The sequence below is a fragment of the Candidatus Pelagibacter sp. HIMB1321 genome, assembly GCF_900177485.1.
Taxonomy (GTDB): domain Bacteria; phylum Pseudomonadota; class Alphaproteobacteria; order Pelagibacterales; family Pelagibacteraceae; genus Pelagibacter.
Genome location: NZ_LT840186.1, coordinates 680,229 through 698,148, shown reverse-complemented (window position 1 = coordinate 698,148; position 17,920 = coordinate 680,229). Strand labels below are relative to the sequence as shown.

General features: G+C 28.3%; 24 protein-coding genes. 15 read left to right on the top strand and 9 right to left on the bottom strand.

Annotated elements, in window-relative coordinates; translation table 11 throughout:
* Positions 1 to 94: 94 nt before the first annotated feature.
* From B9N70_RS03905 to B9N70_RS03890, 4 genes are all read left to right on the top strand, one after another.
* Entirely contained in the window at positions 95 to 853 is a 759-nt protein-coding gene (locus tag B9N70_RS03905; RefSeq protein WP_085114498.1) for a TylF/MycF/NovP-related O-methyltransferase, read from the top strand.
* Between the two features lie 60 nt (positions 854 to 913).
* Positions 914 to 1,630: a type II secretion system protein gene (locus B9N70_RS07140; protein ID WP_283227014.1), complete on the top strand. Its 717-nt coding sequence runs from the start codon at positions 914 to 916 to the stop codon at positions 1,628 to 1,630.
* A 96-nt stretch (positions 1,631 to 1,726) separates the two neighbouring features.
* Entirely contained in the window at positions 1,727 to 2,377 is a 651-nt protein-coding gene (locus B9N70_RS03895; protein ID WP_085114497.1) for a prepilin-type N-terminal cleavage/methylation domain-containing protein, read from the top strand.
* A 16-nt stretch (positions 2,378 to 2,393) separates the two neighbouring features.
* The gene (locus tag B9N70_RS03890) at positions 2,394 to 2,648 is read left to right on the top strand and encodes a hypothetical protein (protein ID WP_085114496.1); all 255 of its coding nucleotides are present in this window, start codon (positions 2,394 to 2,396) and stop codon (positions 2,646 to 2,648) included.
* An 11-nt stretch (positions 2,649 to 2,659) separates the two neighbouring features.
* Here B9N70_RS03890 and B9N70_RS03885 read toward each other — a convergent pair whose 3' ends face one another.
* On the bottom strand, positions 2,660 to 2,962 hold the full coding sequence (locus B9N70_RS03885; RefSeq protein WP_085114495.1) for an STAS domain-containing protein: 303 nt from the start codon (positions 2,960 to 2,962) through the stop codon (positions 2,660 to 2,662).
* A gap of 108 nt (positions 2,963 to 3,070) precedes the next feature.
* On the opposite strand from B9N70_RS03885, the gene B9N70_RS03880 reads away from it, so the two are divergent.
* The 8 genes from B9N70_RS03880 (at position 3,071) to B9N70_RS03845 (ending at position 9,522) form a co-directional block, all read left to right on the top strand.
* Positions 3,071 to 3,541 (top strand): DM13 domain-containing protein, encoded by a 471-nt coding sequence (locus tag B9N70_RS03880; protein WP_085115125.1) that lies wholly within the window; start codon positions 3,071 to 3,073, stop codon positions 3,539 to 3,541.
* A gap of 60 nt (positions 3,542 to 3,601) precedes the next feature.
* On the top strand, positions 3,602 to 4,255 hold the full coding sequence (locus tag B9N70_RS03875) for a FecR domain-containing protein (RefSeq protein WP_085114494.1): 654 nt from the start codon (positions 3,602 to 3,604) through the stop codon (positions 4,253 to 4,255).
* Positions 4,256 to 4,450: 195 nt separating this feature from the next.
* Entirely contained in the window at positions 4,451 to 5,404 is a 954-nt protein-coding gene (locus B9N70_RS03870; protein ID WP_085114493.1) for a DMT family transporter, read from the top strand.
* A 7-nt stretch (positions 5,405 to 5,411) separates the two neighbouring features.
* A complete protein-coding gene (locus B9N70_RS03865; protein ID WP_085114492.1) occupies positions 5,412 to 5,729 on the top strand; it encodes a hypothetical protein in 318 nt (105 codons plus the stop codon).
* Between the two features lie 133 nt (positions 5,730 to 5,862).
* Entirely contained in the window at positions 5,863 to 6,480 is a 618-nt protein-coding gene (locus B9N70_RS03860; RefSeq protein ID WP_085114491.1) for a DsbA family oxidoreductase, read from the top strand.
* Between the two features lie 52 nt (positions 6,481 to 6,532).
* The gene (gene rseP / locus B9N70_RS03855) at positions 6,533 to 7,645 is read left to right on the top strand and encodes an RIP metalloprotease RseP (RefSeq protein WP_085114490.1); all 1,113 of its coding nucleotides are present in this window, start codon (positions 6,533 to 6,535) and stop codon (positions 7,643 to 7,645) included.
* A gap of 157 nt (positions 7,646 to 7,802) precedes the next feature.
* Positions 7,803 to 8,078 carry an HU family DNA-binding protein gene (locus B9N70_RS03850; protein ID WP_085114489.1) on the top strand — a complete coding sequence of 92 codons (276 nt, stop codon included), beginning with the start codon at positions 7,803 to 7,805 and terminating at the stop codon, positions 8,076 to 8,078.
* 142 nt (positions 8,079 to 8,220) lie between these two features.
* A complete protein-coding gene (locus B9N70_RS03845) occupies positions 8,221 to 9,522 on the top strand; it encodes an ammonium transporter (protein WP_085114488.1) in 1,302 nt (433 codons plus the stop codon).
* Positions 9,523 to 9,635: 113 nt separating this feature from the next.
* Here B9N70_RS03845 and bcp read toward each other — a convergent pair whose 3' ends face one another.
* From bcp to B9N70_RS03825, 4 genes are read right to left on the bottom strand one after another with little or no spacing between them, the layout of a single operon-like run.
* Positions 9,636 to 10,100, bottom strand: coding sequence for a thioredoxin-dependent thiol peroxidase (gene bcp, locus B9N70_RS03840; RefSeq protein ID WP_085114487.1), 465 nt, complete (start codon positions 10,098 to 10,100; stop codon positions 9,636 to 9,638).
* A 9-nt stretch (positions 10,101 to 10,109) separates the two neighbouring features.
* Positions 10,110 to 10,700 (bottom strand): 2-hydroxychromene-2-carboxylate isomerase, encoded by a 591-nt coding sequence (locus B9N70_RS03835; protein WP_085114486.1) that lies wholly within the window; start codon positions 10,698 to 10,700, stop codon positions 10,110 to 10,112.
* Positions 10,701 to 10,702: 2 nt separating this feature from the next.
* Positions 10,703 to 11,692, bottom strand: a complete 990-nt coding sequence (locus B9N70_RS03830) for a glycosyltransferase family 9 protein (RefSeq protein ID WP_085114485.1) — start codon at positions 11,690 to 11,692, stop codon at positions 10,703 to 10,705.
* Positions 11,693 to 11,704: 12 nt separating this feature from the next.
* Entirely contained in the window at positions 11,705 to 12,175 is a 471-nt protein-coding gene (locus tag B9N70_RS03825) for an ABA4-like family protein (protein WP_085114484.1), read from the bottom strand.
* 26 nt (positions 12,176 to 12,201) lie between these two features.
* On the opposite strand from B9N70_RS03825, the gene B9N70_RS03820 reads away from it, so the two are divergent.
* Entirely contained in the window at positions 12,202 to 12,765 is a 564-nt protein-coding gene (locus B9N70_RS03820; protein ID WP_172819951.1) for a regulatory protein RecX, read from the top strand.
* Here the strand turns inward: B9N70_RS03820 and B9N70_RS07105 are convergent.
* The 3 genes from B9N70_RS07105 to B9N70_RS03810 are packed head-to-tail and all read right to left on the bottom strand — an operon-like array spanning position 12,757 to position 13,834.
* Positions 12,757 to 12,900 carry a hypothetical protein gene (locus B9N70_RS07105; protein WP_172819950.1) on the bottom strand — a complete coding sequence of 48 codons (144 nt, stop codon included), beginning with the start codon at positions 12,898 to 12,900 and terminating at the stop codon, positions 12,757 to 12,759. The genes B9N70_RS03820 and B9N70_RS07105 overlap by 9 nt on opposite strands.
* On the bottom strand, positions 12,900 to 13,664 hold the full coding sequence (locus B9N70_RS03815; RefSeq protein ID WP_085114483.1) for a 3'(2'),5'-bisphosphate nucleotidase CysQ family protein: 765 nt from the start codon (positions 13,662 to 13,664) through the stop codon (positions 12,900 to 12,902). The genes B9N70_RS07105 and B9N70_RS03815 overlap by 1 nt, the downstream gene beginning before the upstream one ends.
* Entirely contained in the window at positions 13,661 to 13,834 is a 174-nt protein-coding gene (locus tag B9N70_RS03810) for a DUF3553 domain-containing protein (RefSeq protein ID WP_085114482.1), read from the bottom strand. The genes B9N70_RS03815 and B9N70_RS03810 overlap by 4 nt, the downstream gene beginning before the upstream one ends.
* A 55-nt stretch (positions 13,835 to 13,889) precedes the next feature.
* Between B9N70_RS03810 and B9N70_RS03805 the strand changes: the two genes are divergently transcribed.
* Together B9N70_RS03805 and B9N70_RS03800 are read left to right on the top strand one after the other, a co-directional pair.
* Positions 13,890 to 14,618 carry a WecB/TagA/CpsF family glycosyltransferase gene (locus tag B9N70_RS03805; protein ID WP_085114481.1) on the top strand — a complete coding sequence of 243 codons (729 nt, stop codon included), beginning with the start codon at positions 13,890 to 13,892 and terminating at the stop codon, positions 14,616 to 14,618.
* An 8-nt stretch (positions 14,619 to 14,626) separates the two neighbouring features.
* Positions 14,627 to 17,071, top strand: coding sequence for a GcvT family protein (locus tag B9N70_RS03800; protein ID WP_085114480.1), 2,445 nt, complete (start codon positions 14,627 to 14,629; stop codon positions 17,069 to 17,071).
* On the opposite strand, the gene B9N70_RS03795 is transcribed toward B9N70_RS03800, so the two are convergent.
* Positions 17,068 to 17,919: a bile acid:sodium symporter family protein gene (locus B9N70_RS03795; protein ID WP_085114479.1), complete on the bottom strand. Its 852-nt coding sequence runs from the start codon at positions 17,917 to 17,919 to the stop codon at positions 17,068 to 17,070. The two genes, B9N70_RS03800 and B9N70_RS03795, sit on opposite strands and share 4 nt — an antisense overlap.
* Position 17,920 lies beyond the last annotated feature (1 nt).

Sequence of the window (17,920 nt, the reverse complement as noted above, 5' to 3'; positions counted from 1 at the left end):
TAAAAATAATTTTTTTAATTTTCAAAAAGTTAAATTTTAACAGCAAAATTAAGTATTTATTTAATATTTAGATGTAAATTAAAAACAGAGTGATATGAAAAAAATTAATCATCCCGTTGGCAATGTAAAAATATTAATTCTTAAAAAATTTTCTATTTTATTAAATAGAATATTAATCTTTGCAATATCATTATTTTTGAAAATAAAAAAAGAAGAGTCTGAAATTATTATTTCAAATGCTTTTTATGCTCCGTGGAAAAAAGATATTAATTTTATAAAGATTTATAGAAAGATTAAAAATTATACCTTATTAGATGTAAGAAGGTTATATACATTATGGTATTTAATGAACCAGTTAAAAAATACAAATAGTAATATTTTGGATATTGGTTGTTTAATGGGTGGTTCAGGCTTTTTAATTTCAAAAATTAATAAAAAAGGAAAAGTTTTCTTAATTGATACATTTAATGGATATATTGATCAAGAAAATTTTTATTCTAAAAATTCCTTTGTTTTTGAAGATGTAAATTTTGTTAAAAAAAAAATTAAAGAACTAAAATTAGATAATGTTAAAGTTTGCAAAGGAATTTTTCCAAAAAATTTTGAAAAAAAGTTTGCTAAGACAAAGTTCAAATTTTGTCATATAGATTTAAATACTTTCAATTCAACAAAGAAAAGCTTTTATTACTTGGATAAAAAAATAATCAAAGGAGGTATATTAGTTTTTGACGACTTTGGTATGTTTGGTGCAGATGGAATAAAAAAATTTATTTTAGAGAACCAAAAATATATTGAGAATAGGTATAAATTAATTTTAAACTTTCAAGGACAATGTATTTTAATTAAAAAATGAATATTTTATTATCCCGTTATTGCTTTAAATTTTTAAAAATAATAATAATATAATATAGTGATGAATGTAATTCAAAAAGGTTTCTCTCTAGTCGAACTTTTAGTGGTAGTTGCAATTATTGGAGTATTAGCAGGAGTTGGTACAGTTGGTTACCAATCTTATGTTGAAGCATCCAAAGTAAAAGCGTTTGAACAAAATGTTAGAACAATTGTAAAGGCAATAGATTTTGAATACTTAGTTGTAAAAAATAGATTAGGTTCTGCACTAGATGAAGTTGACTCGTCTAATATGTTAACAGGAGGTAAAATTGATGCAGACTCCACTTGTGAAACATTTAATTTTACCATTAAAAAACATTTTGAACATTTTGAAAATCCTTGGAATAGAACTAAGAAAATGATTACAGTGGATACTCAAGGTCAAGCTGGTCATAAGCAAGGACAAGTTCAAATTACTTGTCAAAGATCTCAAGGATTTTTAAATGGTTGGAATTGTAAAATACAAGATTCATTATTTCATATAATTGCTTACTATAGGGATGGTTCTGAGCAGGCTGGTGCAGGTGCAGTCGATACAAGTAATGAGCTAGGTGGAACAAGACAAGCGGGCTCTACTGTTTATTCTAAATGGTATAACAGAGGTTATACTAACCCTCCGGATGCTGATAGATCAACTTTAGGCCAACCTTACATGACTACATCCGCCGGAACAGCATTATGTGGTTCATCAGGTTATACAAGAGGTGCTATAGCTATATCCACTGATGCAAACTATTAAGATTAAAATTATCTAATCAATTCATATTTGATAAATATCTGCAGTTTTTATTGTTGTTATTCAAAAAATAATTAATAAAAATAAATTTAACTGTTTATGAAAAATTTTCAAAAAGGTTTCTCCCTAGTCGAACTTTTAGTGGTAGTTGCAATTATTGGAGTATTAGCAGGAGTTGGTACAGTTGGTTATCAAACTTATGTAGACTCAACAAGATTAAAAGTTTTAGAGCAAAATTACACAACAATTACAAAATATATGGAAACAGAAACTATTATTGTTCAAAACGATCTTGGTAGTGCAACTCCTGAATATGATGACAGTAATATGTTAACTGGGGATATGATTAATTCTGACACTACCTGTAAACAATTTTTAATTTCAATGAAAAATTATTTCTTAGATGGCGGTACAGACAACTCCACATTTAAAAATCCATGGAAACCTGATAAGACTAGTATTACAATTGATAATGAAGCTTGGGGTAATCACAAAAGAGGAATGATCCAAATGTTTTGTTATAAATCCACAGGTGGATATGGTTCAGGGGGAGGATGCCCAATGGATAAAGCTAGATTTAGAGTAATCATTCATAGGGATACTGGAGATTACTCTCACAAAGGAATTGGTGGAAAGTATTTTAAAGATAGTGCTGCAGATGGACAAGCGGATTGTGGTTGGAATTTAACTGACCATGGTCCATGGCATACAGGAGCCGATGCTATTGATACCGATGCAGATTATGATTAGATATTAATTTTTTTACGTGAAAAAGTATTTATTAATATTTTTATTTTTTTTCTATTCCTTAAATGTTTGTGCAGATAATTTAGGTACTAATAAAACGATTAATGATTATTTGGAAATGGGTTATCAAATACAATCAGTAAACATAATTGATCAAAATAAAATTTTATATAATCTTTTAAGAGAAGATACTGAAGATAAAAAATTTGAGCCTAAGTTAGTTAGCTGCATTTATGATATTAACACTCAAATAGCAGAGTGTTTTAAGCCTTAAATATTTATAGATTAATTTTCGATATCAAAAAAACTATCAAGTTTTGCTAACTTAATCACTGATAAAACTGCTTCACTTGGTTTTATGATTTTAAATTCTTTTCCACCTTCACCAGCTCTTTGTTTACTTTCAATTAATGCGGCAACACCTGAACTATCAATATAAGCTACATCACTCATGATTATTGAAACAGCGGTATTAGCATCTAGGGCACTTGCAATTTGTTCTCTTAAACCACCAGAATTTTCTAAATCAATTTCGCCGTTAGCTGTGATTATAAGAACATCGTTTTCTGTTTTTTCTGGATAACTCATGAATAGAATATAATCTGAGTTTAATCCTAGTCAATATAATCATTAAAGCAATTATTGTTCTAAAATGACTTTGATATTAATCAAACTTGATTTATAGGATCAATGATAATGAAAAATAAAGCACTACTTTTGTTTAGTCATCTATTTGTGCTCATAGTGGGTTTTGGTCTAGGTGTTTATTTTTTACCAATTTTAACTGCACCAAAATCACTAGATACACTTAAGATTAATGAATATGAACAAAAGGCGTTATATCAAACAGAATTTGTTAAAGATTTAAAAGGTAGCGATCTTTTTCATTGGGGGGAGGCTAAAGTTACAATTTCTAACGACAAAATCACAGTCAATGGCTCCATTGCACCTGGTCCAGATTATAAACTCTATCTAACAAATAAGTTTGTAGAGTATGAGGACGAATTTTTGGCAATCAAAGACAATGCTAAATACGTAGCAGAAGTAAAATCATTTAAAAATTTTGCAATTGAAGTTTCTAACGATATTCAAGTTAATAAATACAACACTATTGTGATTTGGTGTGAAAGCTTCAATGAATTCATTACCAGCGCAAAATATCAATAGTTGAATTTATTATTATTTAAATTATTTAATCAAAATCATTTAAATGTGATATAAATAATAATGTTTAAGAATACAGATTTTTATAATAGACGAAAATTTATCAAATTAACTACTCAACTTTTATTAGCTTCTGGTTTAAGCCCCAGTTTAGTTTTTGCTTCAGAAACTAATAAGATTTTATCAGGAAATTTTTTTATTGATGGAAAACAAGCAAGTACAAATTTTAAGGATCTAGATAACACTACAATTGAAACTAAAGATGAAAAATCAATTATAAAATTTAAAGATGACTTTTTTTTAATTAGACCCGATACAAAAATTGAATTTGCATCTAAAAAATTATTAAAAGTTATTCAAGGATCTGTTCATGCAGTATTTGGAAAACGTAAGGATGAATTAACAGTTGAGGTTCCAAATGGTACTATTGGAATTAGAGGTACTTCAATCTTTGTTGATATCGAGCCAAAGCATAACAGAACTTATTTTTGCAACTGTTATGGCAAAACTGCCCTTTATAATAAAGAGGGTAATTTATTAGAGGATATTACATCATTTGGTCATGAGAGTGGTGCATTGACTAGCGATGGTAAGTTCAAACGATATGGTGTTAATTATCTAACCAATCTTTATGCTTTAAGACATCCAAAAATTTTTGATGATGAAATGGAACAGGCTGGCTGTATCGTTGAAAATAGTCACTGTCAATTAAAGTAATTTATTTTTAATTTTAGATAATTATAAAGTTTTTAAATGATTGAATTAATAGATGTATTCTTTAATCAATATTTAAGAGTATTTGTTGGGATTGTCTTAGTAGGTCTTATTTTATTTTCATTATATTTTAAATTTAAGAAGAAATGATTTACTTTCTTATTGCGCTTTAGCTAGCAGTGTTATTCTATCACTTTTATGACAGCTGATAATAATTCCAAAGGGATTATCTTGATCATGATTGCAATGAGCTTGTTTGCAATGCAAGACTCTTTAATTAAGTTTATCTTTGAACAATCAGCTTTGTATGAAATATTTTTTGGCAGATACTTGGTTGCTGCAATATTGTTGTTTTGTTACATCAAATTTAGAGGGCAGAAAGTAACTCTTAAAACTCATTATCCTATTTTAACTATTGTAAGGGTCATACTTCATTTTTTTGCATTTTCATTTTTCTTCATTTCTTTAACTTATATGCAACTTGCAACCGCCAATGCTTTATTTTTTTCTTGTCCATTCTTTGTCTCTATCTTTGCAAAGTTTTTCTTAAAAGAATTTATTGGAATTAGAAGATGGTCAGCAATTGCATTTGGTTTTACCGGTGTATTAATTGTACTAAATCCTAATTTTTCAGAATTTGAATTTAGAAATTTACTTCCTGTATTAAGCGCTTTACTTTACGCAGCTTCAATGACGATTACGAAGTACACTTCAGATAAAGATGATGTAAACACCCAGCTTTATTACTTTTATTTAATTGCTCTTATGTTATGTGGTGTGATTTATGTATTTATGGGAAGCGGTCAGTTTAATAATGTAAACTTTGATCCAACAACTCAATTTATATTTAGAGAGTGGTTTTCAAATTTTGATTATACTTGGAAATTTATATTATTCTTTGGCATAGCTGCTTCTATTGCTTTTGTTTGTATATTTTCAGCTTATATTGTTGCATCCCCATCTGTTGTGTCTTTATTTGAATATTCATTAATTATTATGTCAATGATCCCTGGATATTTCTTATTTAATGAAATCCCATCTCTAAGAACGTTGATAGGAGTAATATGTATTATTTCTGCTGGGGTTTATATTTATTTTAGAGAAAGAGTAAGAGATCAGTATATTGCATCAGAAACCCCTGCTAGAAGGTAATTCGATTATGAAAAAACTTTTTATTATTTTAACTTTTACATTAATTTTTGGTAGCAATTCTTATGCTAAGGATATTTATTTATCCTGTGTAAGCACGACTAATTACAAAACTAGTTTTATTGTTAATGATGAAAAACAACTACTTATTCTTGATGGGGTTGAAGTAGAAGTTGTCAAATGGACTAAAGAATTCATTACATTTTGGAAAAGTAAAAAAATGAAAGAAATTGGTGAACCTCGTGACTTTAAACCTGATACTTTAGATAGAATTTCTGGTGCTTATGGAAGCTATAGCTGCAAGGTAGTTGATAAAACTTTATTTTAACTATGAAAAATTTCTGGATTAAATTTTCTGTTTGGTTGGTTCAAGGCGGCGTAACCAGCATGACTTTAAAATTAATAGGGATGTTTATTCTAATATCCCTTATCTTTTAAATTAATAAAATGTATCAGAAACGATGAAAATAAAAGTATTTGCAGATACCATTTGTGGCTGGTGTTATATTGGTCACTCAAGACTAAATAAAGCTTTAGCAGAATTTAAAGATGTTCAATTTGAAATAGAGCATATGCCATTTCAACTTAATCCTGATATGCCAAAAGAAGGAATAGAGCGAAGTAGATACTTAGAAATAAAGTTTGGTAGTAAAGAAAATGCACAACCCATGTATGACCGAATGGTTGAAGAAGCCAATAAAGAAGGGCTTAATTTTAATTTAGATATTATAAAAAAAACACCCAATACTGTTCTTTCACACCTATTGATTAATTTAGCTGAAAAAGAAAATAAACAAAATGAAATTAAAGAAAAAATTTATCAATCCTATTTCATAGAAGGACTTGATATTGGAGACAAAGAAATTTTAATCAATATAGGTAAACAATTTGATATCAATGAAAATAAAATTAATGAATTCTTTAATTTAGAGAATATTGAAAAAGTTAATTCCTATAGAAAAATTGCTAATGAAAAAAATATAACGGGAGTTCCATTTTTTGAAATAGGAAAAGATTATATTTCAGGTGCACAAAGTTCTTCAAATCTAGCAACAGCAATCAAAAATAACTTAAATTAAAGAGTTTTTTGAGAGGTTGAGATAAATTAAAAATTAGATACAATAAATTATTATGCTTACATATATAGTGCCATTTATAGTTTTGATTTTAATTGTGGTGTTTATCCATGAGTACGGTCATTATTATTTTGCCAAAAAATATGGAGTAGGGGTTACTGATTTTTCAATTGGATTTGGTAAAGAGATATTTGGTTGGAACGATAAATCTGGCACTAGATGGAAGATATGCTGGATCCCACTTGGAGGCTACGTTAAGTTTTTTGGAGACCGGAATGTTTACTCACAAGCTGATCACGATGAAATCATAAAAAAATACAGCAAAGAAGAACAAGATAAATTATTTACCTTAAAACCTTTATATCAAAGAGCATTAATTGTTTTTGGTGGGCCTTTAGCTAATTTTATATTGGCATTAGTGATCTTTTTTTCAATTTATACTTTTATTGGTAAGGATTTTACACCAGCGGTGATTAATGAAGTTCAAAAAAATAGTCCTGCTATGGTGGGTGGTCTTAAAGAAGGAGATGTTATTTTAGAAATAGATAACAATGAAGTTCAAAGCATCATGGATGTCTCCAAATATATAATGATGTCTACTGCTGATGTTATCGATTTTAAAGTTAAACGTTCTTATGATGAATTAATATTAAAGATAAAACCTGATTTAGTTGAGGGTGAAGATAATTTAGGGAATAAAATTAATAAACGAATGGTTGGAATAAAACTTGGTGCTTATAATGATCAAGTTAACCACGTAAAACTCGGTCCGGCCCAGTCAATATTGCATGCCTTTAATGAAGTGTATTATGTAAGTGTTTCATCTTTAAAATACATTGGTGGAATGATAGTTGGTAAGGCCGATACTTCTCAATTAGGAGGTCCAATTAGAATTGCTAAAATATCAGGCCAAGTTGCTGATATTGGTTTACTCGCTTTTATTAGCATGATGGCTTATATTTCAATAAGTCTTGGTTTGGTTAACTTATTCCCTATCCCAATGCTTGATGGTGGTCACTTGATGTTTTATGCATTTGAAAAGGTTTTAGGCCGTCCATTATCACAGAAAACACAAGAAGGTTTTTTTCGAATCGGGATGTTTTTATTGATATCATTGATGTTTTTCACTACCTTTAATGACCTAAAAGACCTTGGTTTATTTAGATAATTTAAATTTATAAAATCTTAAAAAAACTAATAAAATCAACACTAATTTAATATTATACAAGATATTGTGTTTATATTTTTTATTGCTACTAAAAAAAAGGTTGATTTTACGGGGGTTTTTTGAAAGATAGAAATTAACCAATAAAACCGGAGCTAAAATGAACAAAAAACAACTAGTAGTAAAGCTTTCAAGCGCTTTAAACCTAAGTAAAGCAGATGCTGAAAGAACTTTTGATACAATTACCAACACTATTTTAGATGCTTTAAAAGGAGATGATTCAGTAAAAATCGCTGGATTTGGTACTTATAAAGTAGCTAAAAGAAAAGCAAGAGTTGGAAGAAACCCTAGAACTGGTGAGCAGATTCAGATCGCTGCATCACAAAAGGTTAAGTTCTTACCTGCAAAAGCTTTAAAAGAAGTATTCAATAAATAACACTTTTTTAACAGCCTAAATGTTTTTCAAATAAGCATTTAGGCTGTTACTATATGCAAATACTGCATATCCCTTTTACCTAATCAGCGTTAGTTTTTAATAGTCACTTAAATATAAGTCCTTTTATTAAACGGGAGGTCTTATGACTAAAATGATTAAACTAATATCAGCACCTTTACTCTCATTAATAATGTTAATGGGTTTAACAAGTGCTGGACATGCTGAGACAACAGTATCAGCAGAAGTAGGGTTTATATTTAATACCCTATTATTTTTAATTTGCGGTTTCCTTGTCATGTTTATGGCGGCAGGTTTTGCAATGCTAGAATCTGGTATGGTAACTTCAAAAAGTGTATCGGTAATTTGTGCAAAAAATATCGGTTTATTTTCAATTGCTGGAATAATGTTCTGGTTAGTAGGTTATAATTTAGCTTACGGAATACCAGAAGGTGGATACATAGGAAGTTTTATTCCATGGTCTGATAGTAGTGCAATTGATACGGGTTATTCAGATGGATCTGATTGGTATTTCCAAATGGTATTCTGTGCAACTACAGTATCGATTGTATCAGGAGCGATGGCTGAAAGAATTAAACTATGGCCATTCTTTTTATTTGCAGCAATTTTATCAGGAATTTTATATCCAATCGTAATGGGTTGGCAGTGGGGTGGAGGCTGGTTAGCTGAAATCGGTTTTTCTGATTTTGCTGGATCAACTCTTGTACACTCAACTGGTGGTGCTGCAGCTTTAGCAGGTGCAATGATTATTGGGCCAAGACTTGGAAGATTTACAAAGTCTGGTGGTGTTGCTCCTATTAAACCATTTGCTGCTTCATCAATTCCATTAGTTACAATTGGTGTATTTATTTTATGGCTAGGTTGGTTTGGTTTCAATGGTGGTTCACAACTTGCAATGGGAACTGCTGATGACGCAATCGCTGTATCAACAATCTTTATTAATACATTCTTAGCAGGTGCAGGTGGTGTAATGGCTGCTGCAACTGTTACAAGATTAGGATTTGGCAAAACAGATGTTGTACAAATGTTAAATGGATGTATTGGTGGATTAGTTGCAATTACAGCCGAACCATTAATGCCGTCACCATTAGCTGCTATTTTAATTGGTGGTGTAGGTGGTGTAATTGTTGTGTACGGTACTAAACTATTATTCTCATTACAAATCGATGATGTAGTAGGTGCGATCCCAGCTCACTTGTTTGCAGGTATCTGGGGAACATTAATTGTACCAGCAACTAACCCTGATGCTTCTTTTAGTGCTCAGTTAATCGGAGTACTTGCAGTCAACATCTTTATCTTCATTGTTGCATACATAATATGGTCAATCATGAAGGCAACTGTTGGTCTAAGATTAAGTAAAGAAGCTGAAACAAAAGGAACAGACGTTTCAGAAACAGGTGTAATTGCTTACGCAATAAGAGACTAATTGCATGCAATCAAGGGGCTCTTTGCTCTCATTGTTTACTCATTAACAAAGAGTCCCTTAAAAACTTTAACTCTCTCTAATAGTTAATAACTAAAAGGCCCTTCGGGGCCTTTTTATTTTTGAATAGAATTTAATGTAGCAAGAACGTCTTTGGCGTGGTCTTTAACTTTAACATTTTCCCAGATTTTTATGATTTTGCCTTTTGGATCAATTAAAAAAGTAGTTCTCAATATTCCCATAAATTCTCGACCCATAAATTTTTTTTTAGCCCATACTTTATATTTTTTTAAAACAGTTAAATCTTCATCAGATAAAAGATCAAATTTAATTTTGTATTTATCTCTAAATTTATCATGACTTTTTATTGTATCTTTTGAAATACCAAAAACATCACAGTTTAGTTTTTTAAATTTTGGAAGAAGCTTATTAAAATCATTCGTTTCAATCGAGCATCCAGGAGTGTCATCTTTTGGATAAAAATAGATTACAACGTATTTACCAAGAGAGTCTTTCAAAGAATAGTTATCTTTATTAGTTGAAGGTAATTTAAAACTTGGAGCTTTTTTAATATTAATCATATTTAGATTTTATTTATCTAAATTTTCTAATTCGTCAATTGCATATTCAAGACGATCTTGACCCCAAAATAATTTATCATTAACAACAAATGTTGGTGCTCCAAAAATTTCTTTATTAAAGGCTTCATCAGTTAAATCTTTCAGTTTTTTTTTAATACTATCGTCCTGAATTGCTTTTGAATATTCTTCGGCATTAATTTTTAAGTGCTCTAAAATTTTATTAAATTCCTCAATATTATTAAGATCTTTATTATCTTTCCAATAAGCATCAAAAAAAAAATCTATAAACTTTTCTTTTAATTCGCTTTTTATCAAAAGATATCCCCTCATGATATTAATTGAATTAATTGGAAATTTATCGTTCCAACAAAATTCAATTTTATTTTTTTTTGCAATTAACTCACAATCATTTTTCATATTTTTCATTTTAAACTCATTAAATGCTGGAGGAGTTATTTGTACTTTTTTATGCAAACCTCCCAGAAGTATGGGCTTGTAAGTAAAATTAATTTTAAGTTTAGAGTTAATATTTTTAATTTTTTTATATGCAAGAAATGTGTAAGGACTTATTACATCAAAATAAAAATCAATATTTTTCATCTTCAGATGTTTTTAATAATAGTTTCAAAAACTTTTTGAACGTCTAATCTTTTCATGGCCTCTCTATCTCTTATCCATATATTGTCTTGATAATCATCAGGCGTTATCGGAATTATTTTGCTATACTTTAATTCACTAATAGGATCATTTGCTATTAACCCAAAAGATTTTACACCTAGTGCAGCGGCTAAATTTAATGGCCCAGAATTGTTACCCACTAAAAATTCAGAATTATTTATTGCAAGAATAACACCTGAAAGGTCTTTACTTGAACAATTTATAAAATAATCTTTACCTGATAATTTTATAATGTTTTCTGCAATATGAGATTTATCTGGTCCACATAAAAGATATATATAATTCAATTTTTTTTCTTTAATAAGCATATCTGCTAATCTAATAAAATTTTCCTCCTGCCACATTTTAAAGTCTTCAAATGAGTCAACACCAAAGGATATTTTTTTTCCCTCTATTAACAGATCTTGATTATCTTTTTCAAATTCTTTTGTATCTATATTTATTTCTGGAAAAAAATTTTTAAGTGGAATTGAATTTAACATTAGAAATTTTTGGGATTGTTCTGAATAATTTTTTTTCCAATCGTCCTCTTCTAGATAATGTTTATTAGTTAGCCACTTTTTTTGATTTCTAAGTCCGGGCCCTATAACATTTTGAATGCCAGCTAGTTTAGCTGCAATTGCTGGTTTATTAACTTTGTCAAGAATATAAACAAAGTCAAAATTCTCTTTTTTAAATATTTTATATAATTTTAAAGTATCAATAAAATAATAAATACCTTTTCTAAAATCATTATAAAAAATATATTTTATATGTTCTAAATCTTTTAATATATTTTTTGCTTGTGTTTTTTTTCTAACAACTAAACTTATCTTTGTTTGGTGATATTCACTAATTGCTTTGATGTATGGTAATTGCCATATTAAATCACCAAGCTTGTGGTGAGTATAGACTATACAAATCTTTTTATTCATTCATTTTTTTTATTAGTATAAATTAAACTTTTTTGAATAAAAAATTTTAATTATCCAGTATAAAAATATCCCAACAGGGCCTATTAAATAAGTTAAAATAAGTGGCAAAGATAAAAGTATCTTATTCACATAGTATTTTTTTGAATCATTTAGTATCCAACCGCCGACAAATAAATTTATTGATACAAAATGGGTCCAAAACATTAGCAAATAATACTCATCTTTAAATAATTCAGTTAAATAATTGATGCCAAGATATAGACTAAAATTATTATCAAAATCAAAAGCACCTATATAAGCTTTGTATAAAATAAAAACATAGACACCACTCAATATAAGAATTGGAAATATTGATGTCACAAAGTATTTACAAAGATGAGATTGGGGAAAGAAAATTAATAATAACCAAAAAGGTAGTACACCTATATTAATCCAAAGATAAAGCATTTCTGAATTAAAGAAGGTATAAATTTGTTCAATCATTAAATTATATTATATAAAATCTCTTTATGATTCCTATAAGAAATAAAAGAAAAACACTTGAAGTAACTGTAGAGGAAATGCGTAATTTTGCTCTTATATATACCGAGAAGTATGCACCTTCAAAACAACAATTAAAAACCTATTTATTGAAAAAATATTTAAAATTATCTGTCCCCAGTGTCAAAAAACAGGATGTAAATAGACTTATTGATTTAGTTTTGTCTGATTTAGAGAAAAGTAAATTCATTAATGATAAATTTTACTCTGAAAGTAAAGCAAGAAGTATGATCCAACGAGGAAGCTCAATTAATAAAATAAGAAACTATCTCTTAGGAAAAGGTATTGAGGATACTTTTATTAAAGACACTGTTGAGAAAATTAAAGATCAAAATTCAGATCAAGATTTTTTTTCAGCAATTAAACTATGTAAGAAAAAAAGAATTGGGCCTGCAAGAACAGATGATAATAGACCTTTATTTTATAAAAAAGATATATCTCTACTTGCTAGAAATGGTTTTGATTTTGAAACTTCAAAAAAAGTTATGGATCTTGATAAAGATGAATATTCTAAAATGATTGGATTACTGTAGTTTTTTTTTATTTTCTTCCTTAACTAAATCATCAATTTTTGCTTTGATATAATTCCTAACAAAAACAAATACAATTAATCCAAATATTGAAACTGATACAATGATTATTAATATTATCCTTAATTGCTCATCCATTATAATAAACTTTTACTTTTAAGAATTAAACTAGGATTTTTGAAATCTTTTTTCCCATATAAAATTTTATTATTTTCAAAATCTTTAACTGATCCACCAGCATGCACTAGTATTGCATGACCAGCAGCTATGTCCCATTCACATGCTCTAGGTTCAGCAACATAACCATCATATTCACCTGCAGCAATTACACAAAATTTTAATGAACTTTTCATTTTAGTAAATGTTTTAACATTTAATTTCTTATGAAGATTTTCAATTTCTGGCTTAAGTTTATTAGAATAAGATACAAATTTAATTTGATTTTTATCAAAATTTTTTGTGCTATCTAATTTTGTTGGACTGCCATTAATATCTTCAAAGGCATCATTTGTTCCATAAGAGTAAAATAATCTTTTTTTTACTGGTGCATATATAATCCCTGCAGCAGGTTCTTTATTAACAATCAATCCAGCATTAATAGTAAATTCTTCTAAATTATTGATATAATCATATGTTCCATCAATTGGATCTACTAGCCAAAATGTATTTAAATTAAGATTGGATTTATTATCAGAAGTTTCTTCTGATACAATTGGTATCTCAGGAGTTAATTCTTTAATTTTTTTAGTTACTATTTTATTTACTTCTATATCGCCATTACTTACAGGTGTGTTGTCTGATTTTATTTTTTTATCTAATCCTTTTTTTCTTAATTGAATTGATAATTCACCAGCTTGATAAAAAGTAGGCTTTAAATCCTTAATTATTTTTTCAATATTCATTGTTTATTTAGTTTTTTTAATTCCAAGTTATTAGAGTTAATTACTTTTTTTCCCACATTCTCAAAATTTACAGTTACTTTTTCTTTTATGATAGATTGAACCTGGCCTATTCCCCATTCTTTATTAGAAGGGTTAATAACTTTATCACCTGGCTCATAATCTAAAATCATATATTTCACTTATATAAGAAATACTATATTTAAATAGTTAAATTAAAATTTTTTAATGATAAGACAGGTTATTTTTAAAAATATAAAGTTTATCAATATTAATGATGAAACTTTTAAAAAGATTATTTCTAAAAAAGGATATTTTGTATTTCCTGCTGCTCCTGCATTAGCGCTAATTGAACATCAAAAAAATTACTATACATCATTAAAACATTCAGATTTTGCTCTATTTGACAGTGGTCTTTTTGTTATTTTATTAAAAATATTAAAAGGAATTAATGTCATAAAATTTTCTGGGTATAAATTTTTAAAATTTTTTTTTGAGTATCTTAAAATTAATAAAGATAAATCTATTCTTTGCATAGATCCAGATAAAGATAATTCAAAGTCTAACAAAAGTTTCTTAAAAAAAATTGGAGTAAAAAATATCAATAGCTATGTAGCTCCACATTATAATCAAAATAAATTAAAAGATAAAAAATTGATAAAACTGATCAATAAAATAAAACCTAATTATATATTAACTAATATTGGAGGGGGTACCCAAGAAATTTTAGGACTTTATTTGAAAAAAAATATTAAAAAAAAATGCACAATAATTTGTACTGGTGCCGCAATAGCTTTTTTTACTGGCAAACAAGCACCAATAAACTCTTTAATTGATAAATTGTATTTAGGATGGTTAGTCAGATTGATTTTTAACCCAATATTTTACACAAAGAGATATATTAACGCATTTAAATTGATAAGCTTAGTATTTAATAATCCTATAAAAGTGAAATAATCATTTATATGCAAAAAAACTATCCATCATCAACTAAAGTTGTCGTAATTGGTGGAGGAGTTATCGGTTGTTCAGTTGCTTATCATTTAACTAAATTTGGTTGGAAAGATGTTGTTGTTCTTGAAAGAGATCAATTGACGTCAGGAACAACTTGGCATGCAGCAGGTCTAGTAAGTCAATTAGGTCCTACAGCAGCTATTACAAAAATTAGGAAATATAGTTTAGATCTTTATAAAAGATTAGAAAAAGAAGTTGATCATTCAGCTGGATTAAGATTAAACGGTGCACTTTCAATTGCTCAAACCAATGGGCGTTGGCAAGAACTTCAAAGACAAGCAACTACTGCTCAACTTTATGATGTTGATATTAAGATATTAGACAAAGACGAAATAAAGAAAAATTACCCAATGGTTTTTACAGATGATCTTAAGGGTGGAGTATTGATGCCTGGTGATGGTGCAGCGGATCCAAGTGGTGTAACGCATATGCTTGCAAAAGGCGCAAGATTAAATGGTGCTCAAATTTTTGAAAAATCTCCAGTTGAAAAGATATTAACTAAAAATGGAAGAATTTCAGGAGTTAGAGTAAACGGACAAGAAATAGAATGTGAGTACGTTGTGCTCGCAACTGGTATGTGGTCTAGACAAATTGGTCAAGATATGGGGGTTAGTATTCCTTTATATCCTGCAGAGCACTTTTATGTGATTACTGAACCAATAGAAGAATTACCAAAAACCTTACCTGTTATTAGAGATTTTGATAGCTGCACCTATTTTAAAGAAGATGCTGGAAAATTATTAATTGGAATATTTGAGGGAAAATCAATTCCTGCATTCGATAAAACTAATAGAGTACCAAATGATTTTTCATTTGGAGAGTTTCCTGAAAATTTTGATCATTTTGAGCCTTACTTAGAAGCCTCAATGAAGAGATTTCCTGTTTTAGAAAAAGTTGGAATTAGAAAATTTTTTGCAGGTCCAGAGTCTTTTACTCCAGATACCAATACTTTACTTGGAGAAGTGCCAGAGGTTAAAAATTTATTTTTAAGTTGTGGATTGAATAGTATTGGAATTGGCAGTGGTGGGGGAGTTGGTAAAGTAACTGCAGAGTGGTTAATGACGGGTCATATTAATGAAGATATTTTTAATTATGACATAAAAAGATTTCAAAAATTTCATTCAGAGCTAGATTTTATCAAAGATCGAATAACTGAAAGCCTAGGCGATTTATACGGAATGCATTGGCCTTTCAAACAACATAAAACCTCTAGAAATGTAAAAATACTTCCATATCACGATCAATTAAAAAGCTTTGGTGCATGTTTTGGAGTTTCAGCTGGATATGAAAGACCTATGTGGTTTTCATTAGATGGAGAAAAAGCAGAATATAACTACAGTTATAATTATCAAAATTGGTATCCATCGGTTGAATATGAAACAAATAATACATTTAAAAATGTTGGATTATATGATTTAACACCCTTTTCAAAATTTGAAATAAAATCAGATAAAGCTCACGCAGAATTACAAAAAATTTGCACATCAAATATCAAAAAAGAAATTGGAAAATGTACTTATACACATATGTTAAATTCAGATGGCGGAATTGAAACTGATTTAACTGTTGTTTGTATTAACGAAAATCATTTTAGAATAATTAGTTCAGCTGCAACAAGAGAAAGAGATAAATTTCATATTAGAAAACATTTATCTAATGGAGTTGAATTAGTTGATGTAACTGATGATAATTGTGTATTAGGTTTATTTGGACCAAAAAGTAGATCTTTTATGCAAGCTTTAAGTAATGATGATTTTAGTAATGAAAACTTTAAATTTGCAACTTCTAAAAATATTTTAATTGATGGAACTAAAATTTGGGCTCAAAGATTATCTTATGTGGGTGAACTTGGATTTGAATTATATGTAAAAACTAATGATGCAAAAAAGATTTATGAGTTAATAGTTGAAAAGGGTAAAGAATTTAACTTATCAAATTGTGGTATGCATGCTCTAGATACTATGCGGATGGAAAGTGGCTTTCTACATTGGGGTCATGACATTTCACCTGAGGAAAATCAATATCAAGCAGGCTTAAATTTTACAATTAGTTATAAAAAGGACATAGATTTTATTGGTAAAGATGCATTATTAAAAATTAAAGATCAAAAAGTAGATCGAAGATTTGCAATGTTTACACTTAAAGATAACAAACCTGGTGAACCATTATTGTTACATGATGAACCAATTTATTTAGAAGATAAAATTATAGGAAGAACAACTTCTGGAAATTATTCATTTAATTTCAAAAAAAATCTTTCTTTTGGATATATAAAAAATAATCACACTAATGAAGAGCTTCAATCTAAAAATCTATTTATCGAAGTTGAAAAGAAAAAATATCCAATAGAATTATTAATTAAACCTTTGAAGCAAACAGATTTTAAGAATAATTAAGACTTATTCTTTAAAAAAAATACAAACATTAGACCTGTAATGTACATAATTATTGCATAAGCGCCGGTTGGAATTGCATACAATATATCAGTGCCAAATATTTGAGTTGAGACAAATATTGCCAAAGTTCCATTTTGCAAACCACATTCTAAAGCAATACATTTTTGTTGCTTAACTCCAGAGGCAAATGTCTTTGCTAAATAATATGCAATTAGCATCATTGATATATTCAAAATTAAAGTAATTAAACCTGCTTGGATTATAAAATTAATTAAATTTTCTCTTTCTTCATAAAATGCAGCAATAAAAAAAATAATAAAAAAAATTATATTTAATTTATTAAATATTTCTACTTTTGAAGAGATAAAGTTTTCAGCATATCTTCTTATGATCATTCCTAAAATTACAGGGACTGTTACGACTAAAAACATTTTTAGAGCTATCCCTAGCATTGAAATATTTTGAGCAATATTTGTTATTCCAAATAAATCAGCCGAAGTAAAAATAATTAAAGGAACAGTCACAATGCTTATTAAGCTTATAACTGCTGTTAAAGATATTGATAAAGCAACATCACCATTAGCAAACTTAGTTAAAATATTTGAGGTAACACCTCCAGGTGCTGCAGCAATTATCATTACTCCAATTGCTATCTCGGGTGGAGTTTTTAAAATTAAAATTAATACATATGCAACAATTGGAAGAATGATTAATTGAGAAAAAAGACCTATAAAAAAATCTTTAGGTACTTTTAATACTCGAGTAAAGTCCTCAAATTTTAAACCCAAACCTAGACCAAGCATTATTAATGCTAAAATTATAGGAGCAATTTTTGTAACTACTTCCATA

Coding starts and splice junctions, on each gene's coding strand:
- B9N70_RS03905 (WP_085114498.1), top strand. CDS start 95: ATGAAAAAAATTAATCATCCCGTTGGCAATGTAAAAATATTAATTCTT.
- B9N70_RS07140 (WP_283227014.1), top strand. CDS start 914: ATGAATGTAATTCAAAAAGGTTTCTCTCTAGTCGAACTTTTAGTGGTA.
- B9N70_RS03895 (WP_085114497.1), top strand. CDS start 1,727: ATGAAAAATTTTCAAAAAGGTTTCTCCCTAGTCGAACTTTTAGTGGTA.
- B9N70_RS03885 (WP_085114495.1), bottom strand. CDS start 2,962: ATGAGTTATCCAGAAAAAACAGAAAACGATGTTCTTATAATCACAGCT.
- B9N70_RS03880 (WP_085115125.1), top strand. CDS start 3,071: ATGAAAAATAAAGCACTACTTTTGTTTAGTCATCTATTTGTGCTCATA.
- B9N70_RS03875 (WP_085114494.1), top strand. CDS start 3,602: ATGTTTAAGAATACAGATTTTTATAATAGACGAAAATTTATCAAATTA.
- B9N70_RS03870 (WP_085114493.1), top strand. CDS start 4,451: ATGACAGCTGATAATAATTCCAAAGGGATTATCTTGATCATGATTGCA.
- B9N70_RS03865 (WP_085114492.1), top strand. CDS start 5,412: ATGAAAAAACTTTTTATTATTTTAACTTTTACATTAATTTTTGGTAGC.
- B9N70_RS03860 (WP_085114491.1), top strand. CDS start 5,863: ATGAAAATAAAAGTATTTGCAGATACCATTTGTGGCTGGTGTTATATT.
- rseP (WP_085114490.1), top strand. CDS start 6,533: ATGCTTACATATATAGTGCCATTTATAGTTTTGATTTTAATTGTGGTG.
- B9N70_RS03850 (WP_085114489.1), top strand. CDS start 7,803: ATGAACAAAAAACAACTAGTAGTAAAGCTTTCAAGCGCTTTAAACCTA.
- B9N70_RS03845 (WP_085114488.1), top strand. CDS start 8,221: ATGACTAAAATGATTAAACTAATATCAGCACCTTTACTCTCATTAATA.
- bcp (WP_085114487.1), bottom strand. CDS start 10,100: ATGATTAATATTAAAAAAGCTCCAAGTTTTAAATTACCTTCAACTAAT.
- B9N70_RS03835 (WP_085114486.1), bottom strand. CDS start 10,700: ATGAAAAATATTGATTTTTATTTTGATGTAATAAGTCCTTACACATTT.
- B9N70_RS03830 (WP_085114485.1), bottom strand. CDS start 11,692: ATGAATAAAAAGATTTGTATAGTCTATACTCACCACAAGCTTGGTGAT.
- B9N70_RS03825 (WP_085114484.1), bottom strand. CDS start 12,175: ATGATTGAACAAATTTATACCTTCTTTAATTCAGAAATGCTTTATCTT.
- B9N70_RS03820 (WP_172819951.1), top strand. CDS start 12,202: ATGATTCCTATAAGAAATAAAAGAAAAACACTTGAAGTAACTGTAGAG.
- B9N70_RS07105 (WP_172819950.1), bottom strand. CDS start 12,900: ATGGATGAGCAATTAAGGATAATATTAATAATCATTGTATCAGTTTCA.
- B9N70_RS03815 (WP_085114483.1), bottom strand. CDS start 13,664: ATGAATATTGAAAAAATAATTAAGGATTTAAAGCCTACTTTTTATCAA.
- B9N70_RS03810 (WP_085114482.1), bottom strand. CDS start 13,834: ATGATTTTAGATTATGAGCCAGGTGATAAAGTTATTAACCCTTCTAAT.
- B9N70_RS03805 (WP_085114481.1), top strand. CDS start 13,890: ATGATAAGACAGGTTATTTTTAAAAATATAAAGTTTATCAATATTAAT.
- B9N70_RS03800 (WP_085114480.1), top strand. CDS start 14,627: ATGCAAAAAAACTATCCATCATCAACTAAAGTTGTCGTAATTGGTGGA.
- B9N70_RS03795 (WP_085114479.1), bottom strand. CDS start 17,919: ATGGAAGTAGTTACAAAAATTGCTCCTATAATTTTAGCATTAATAATG.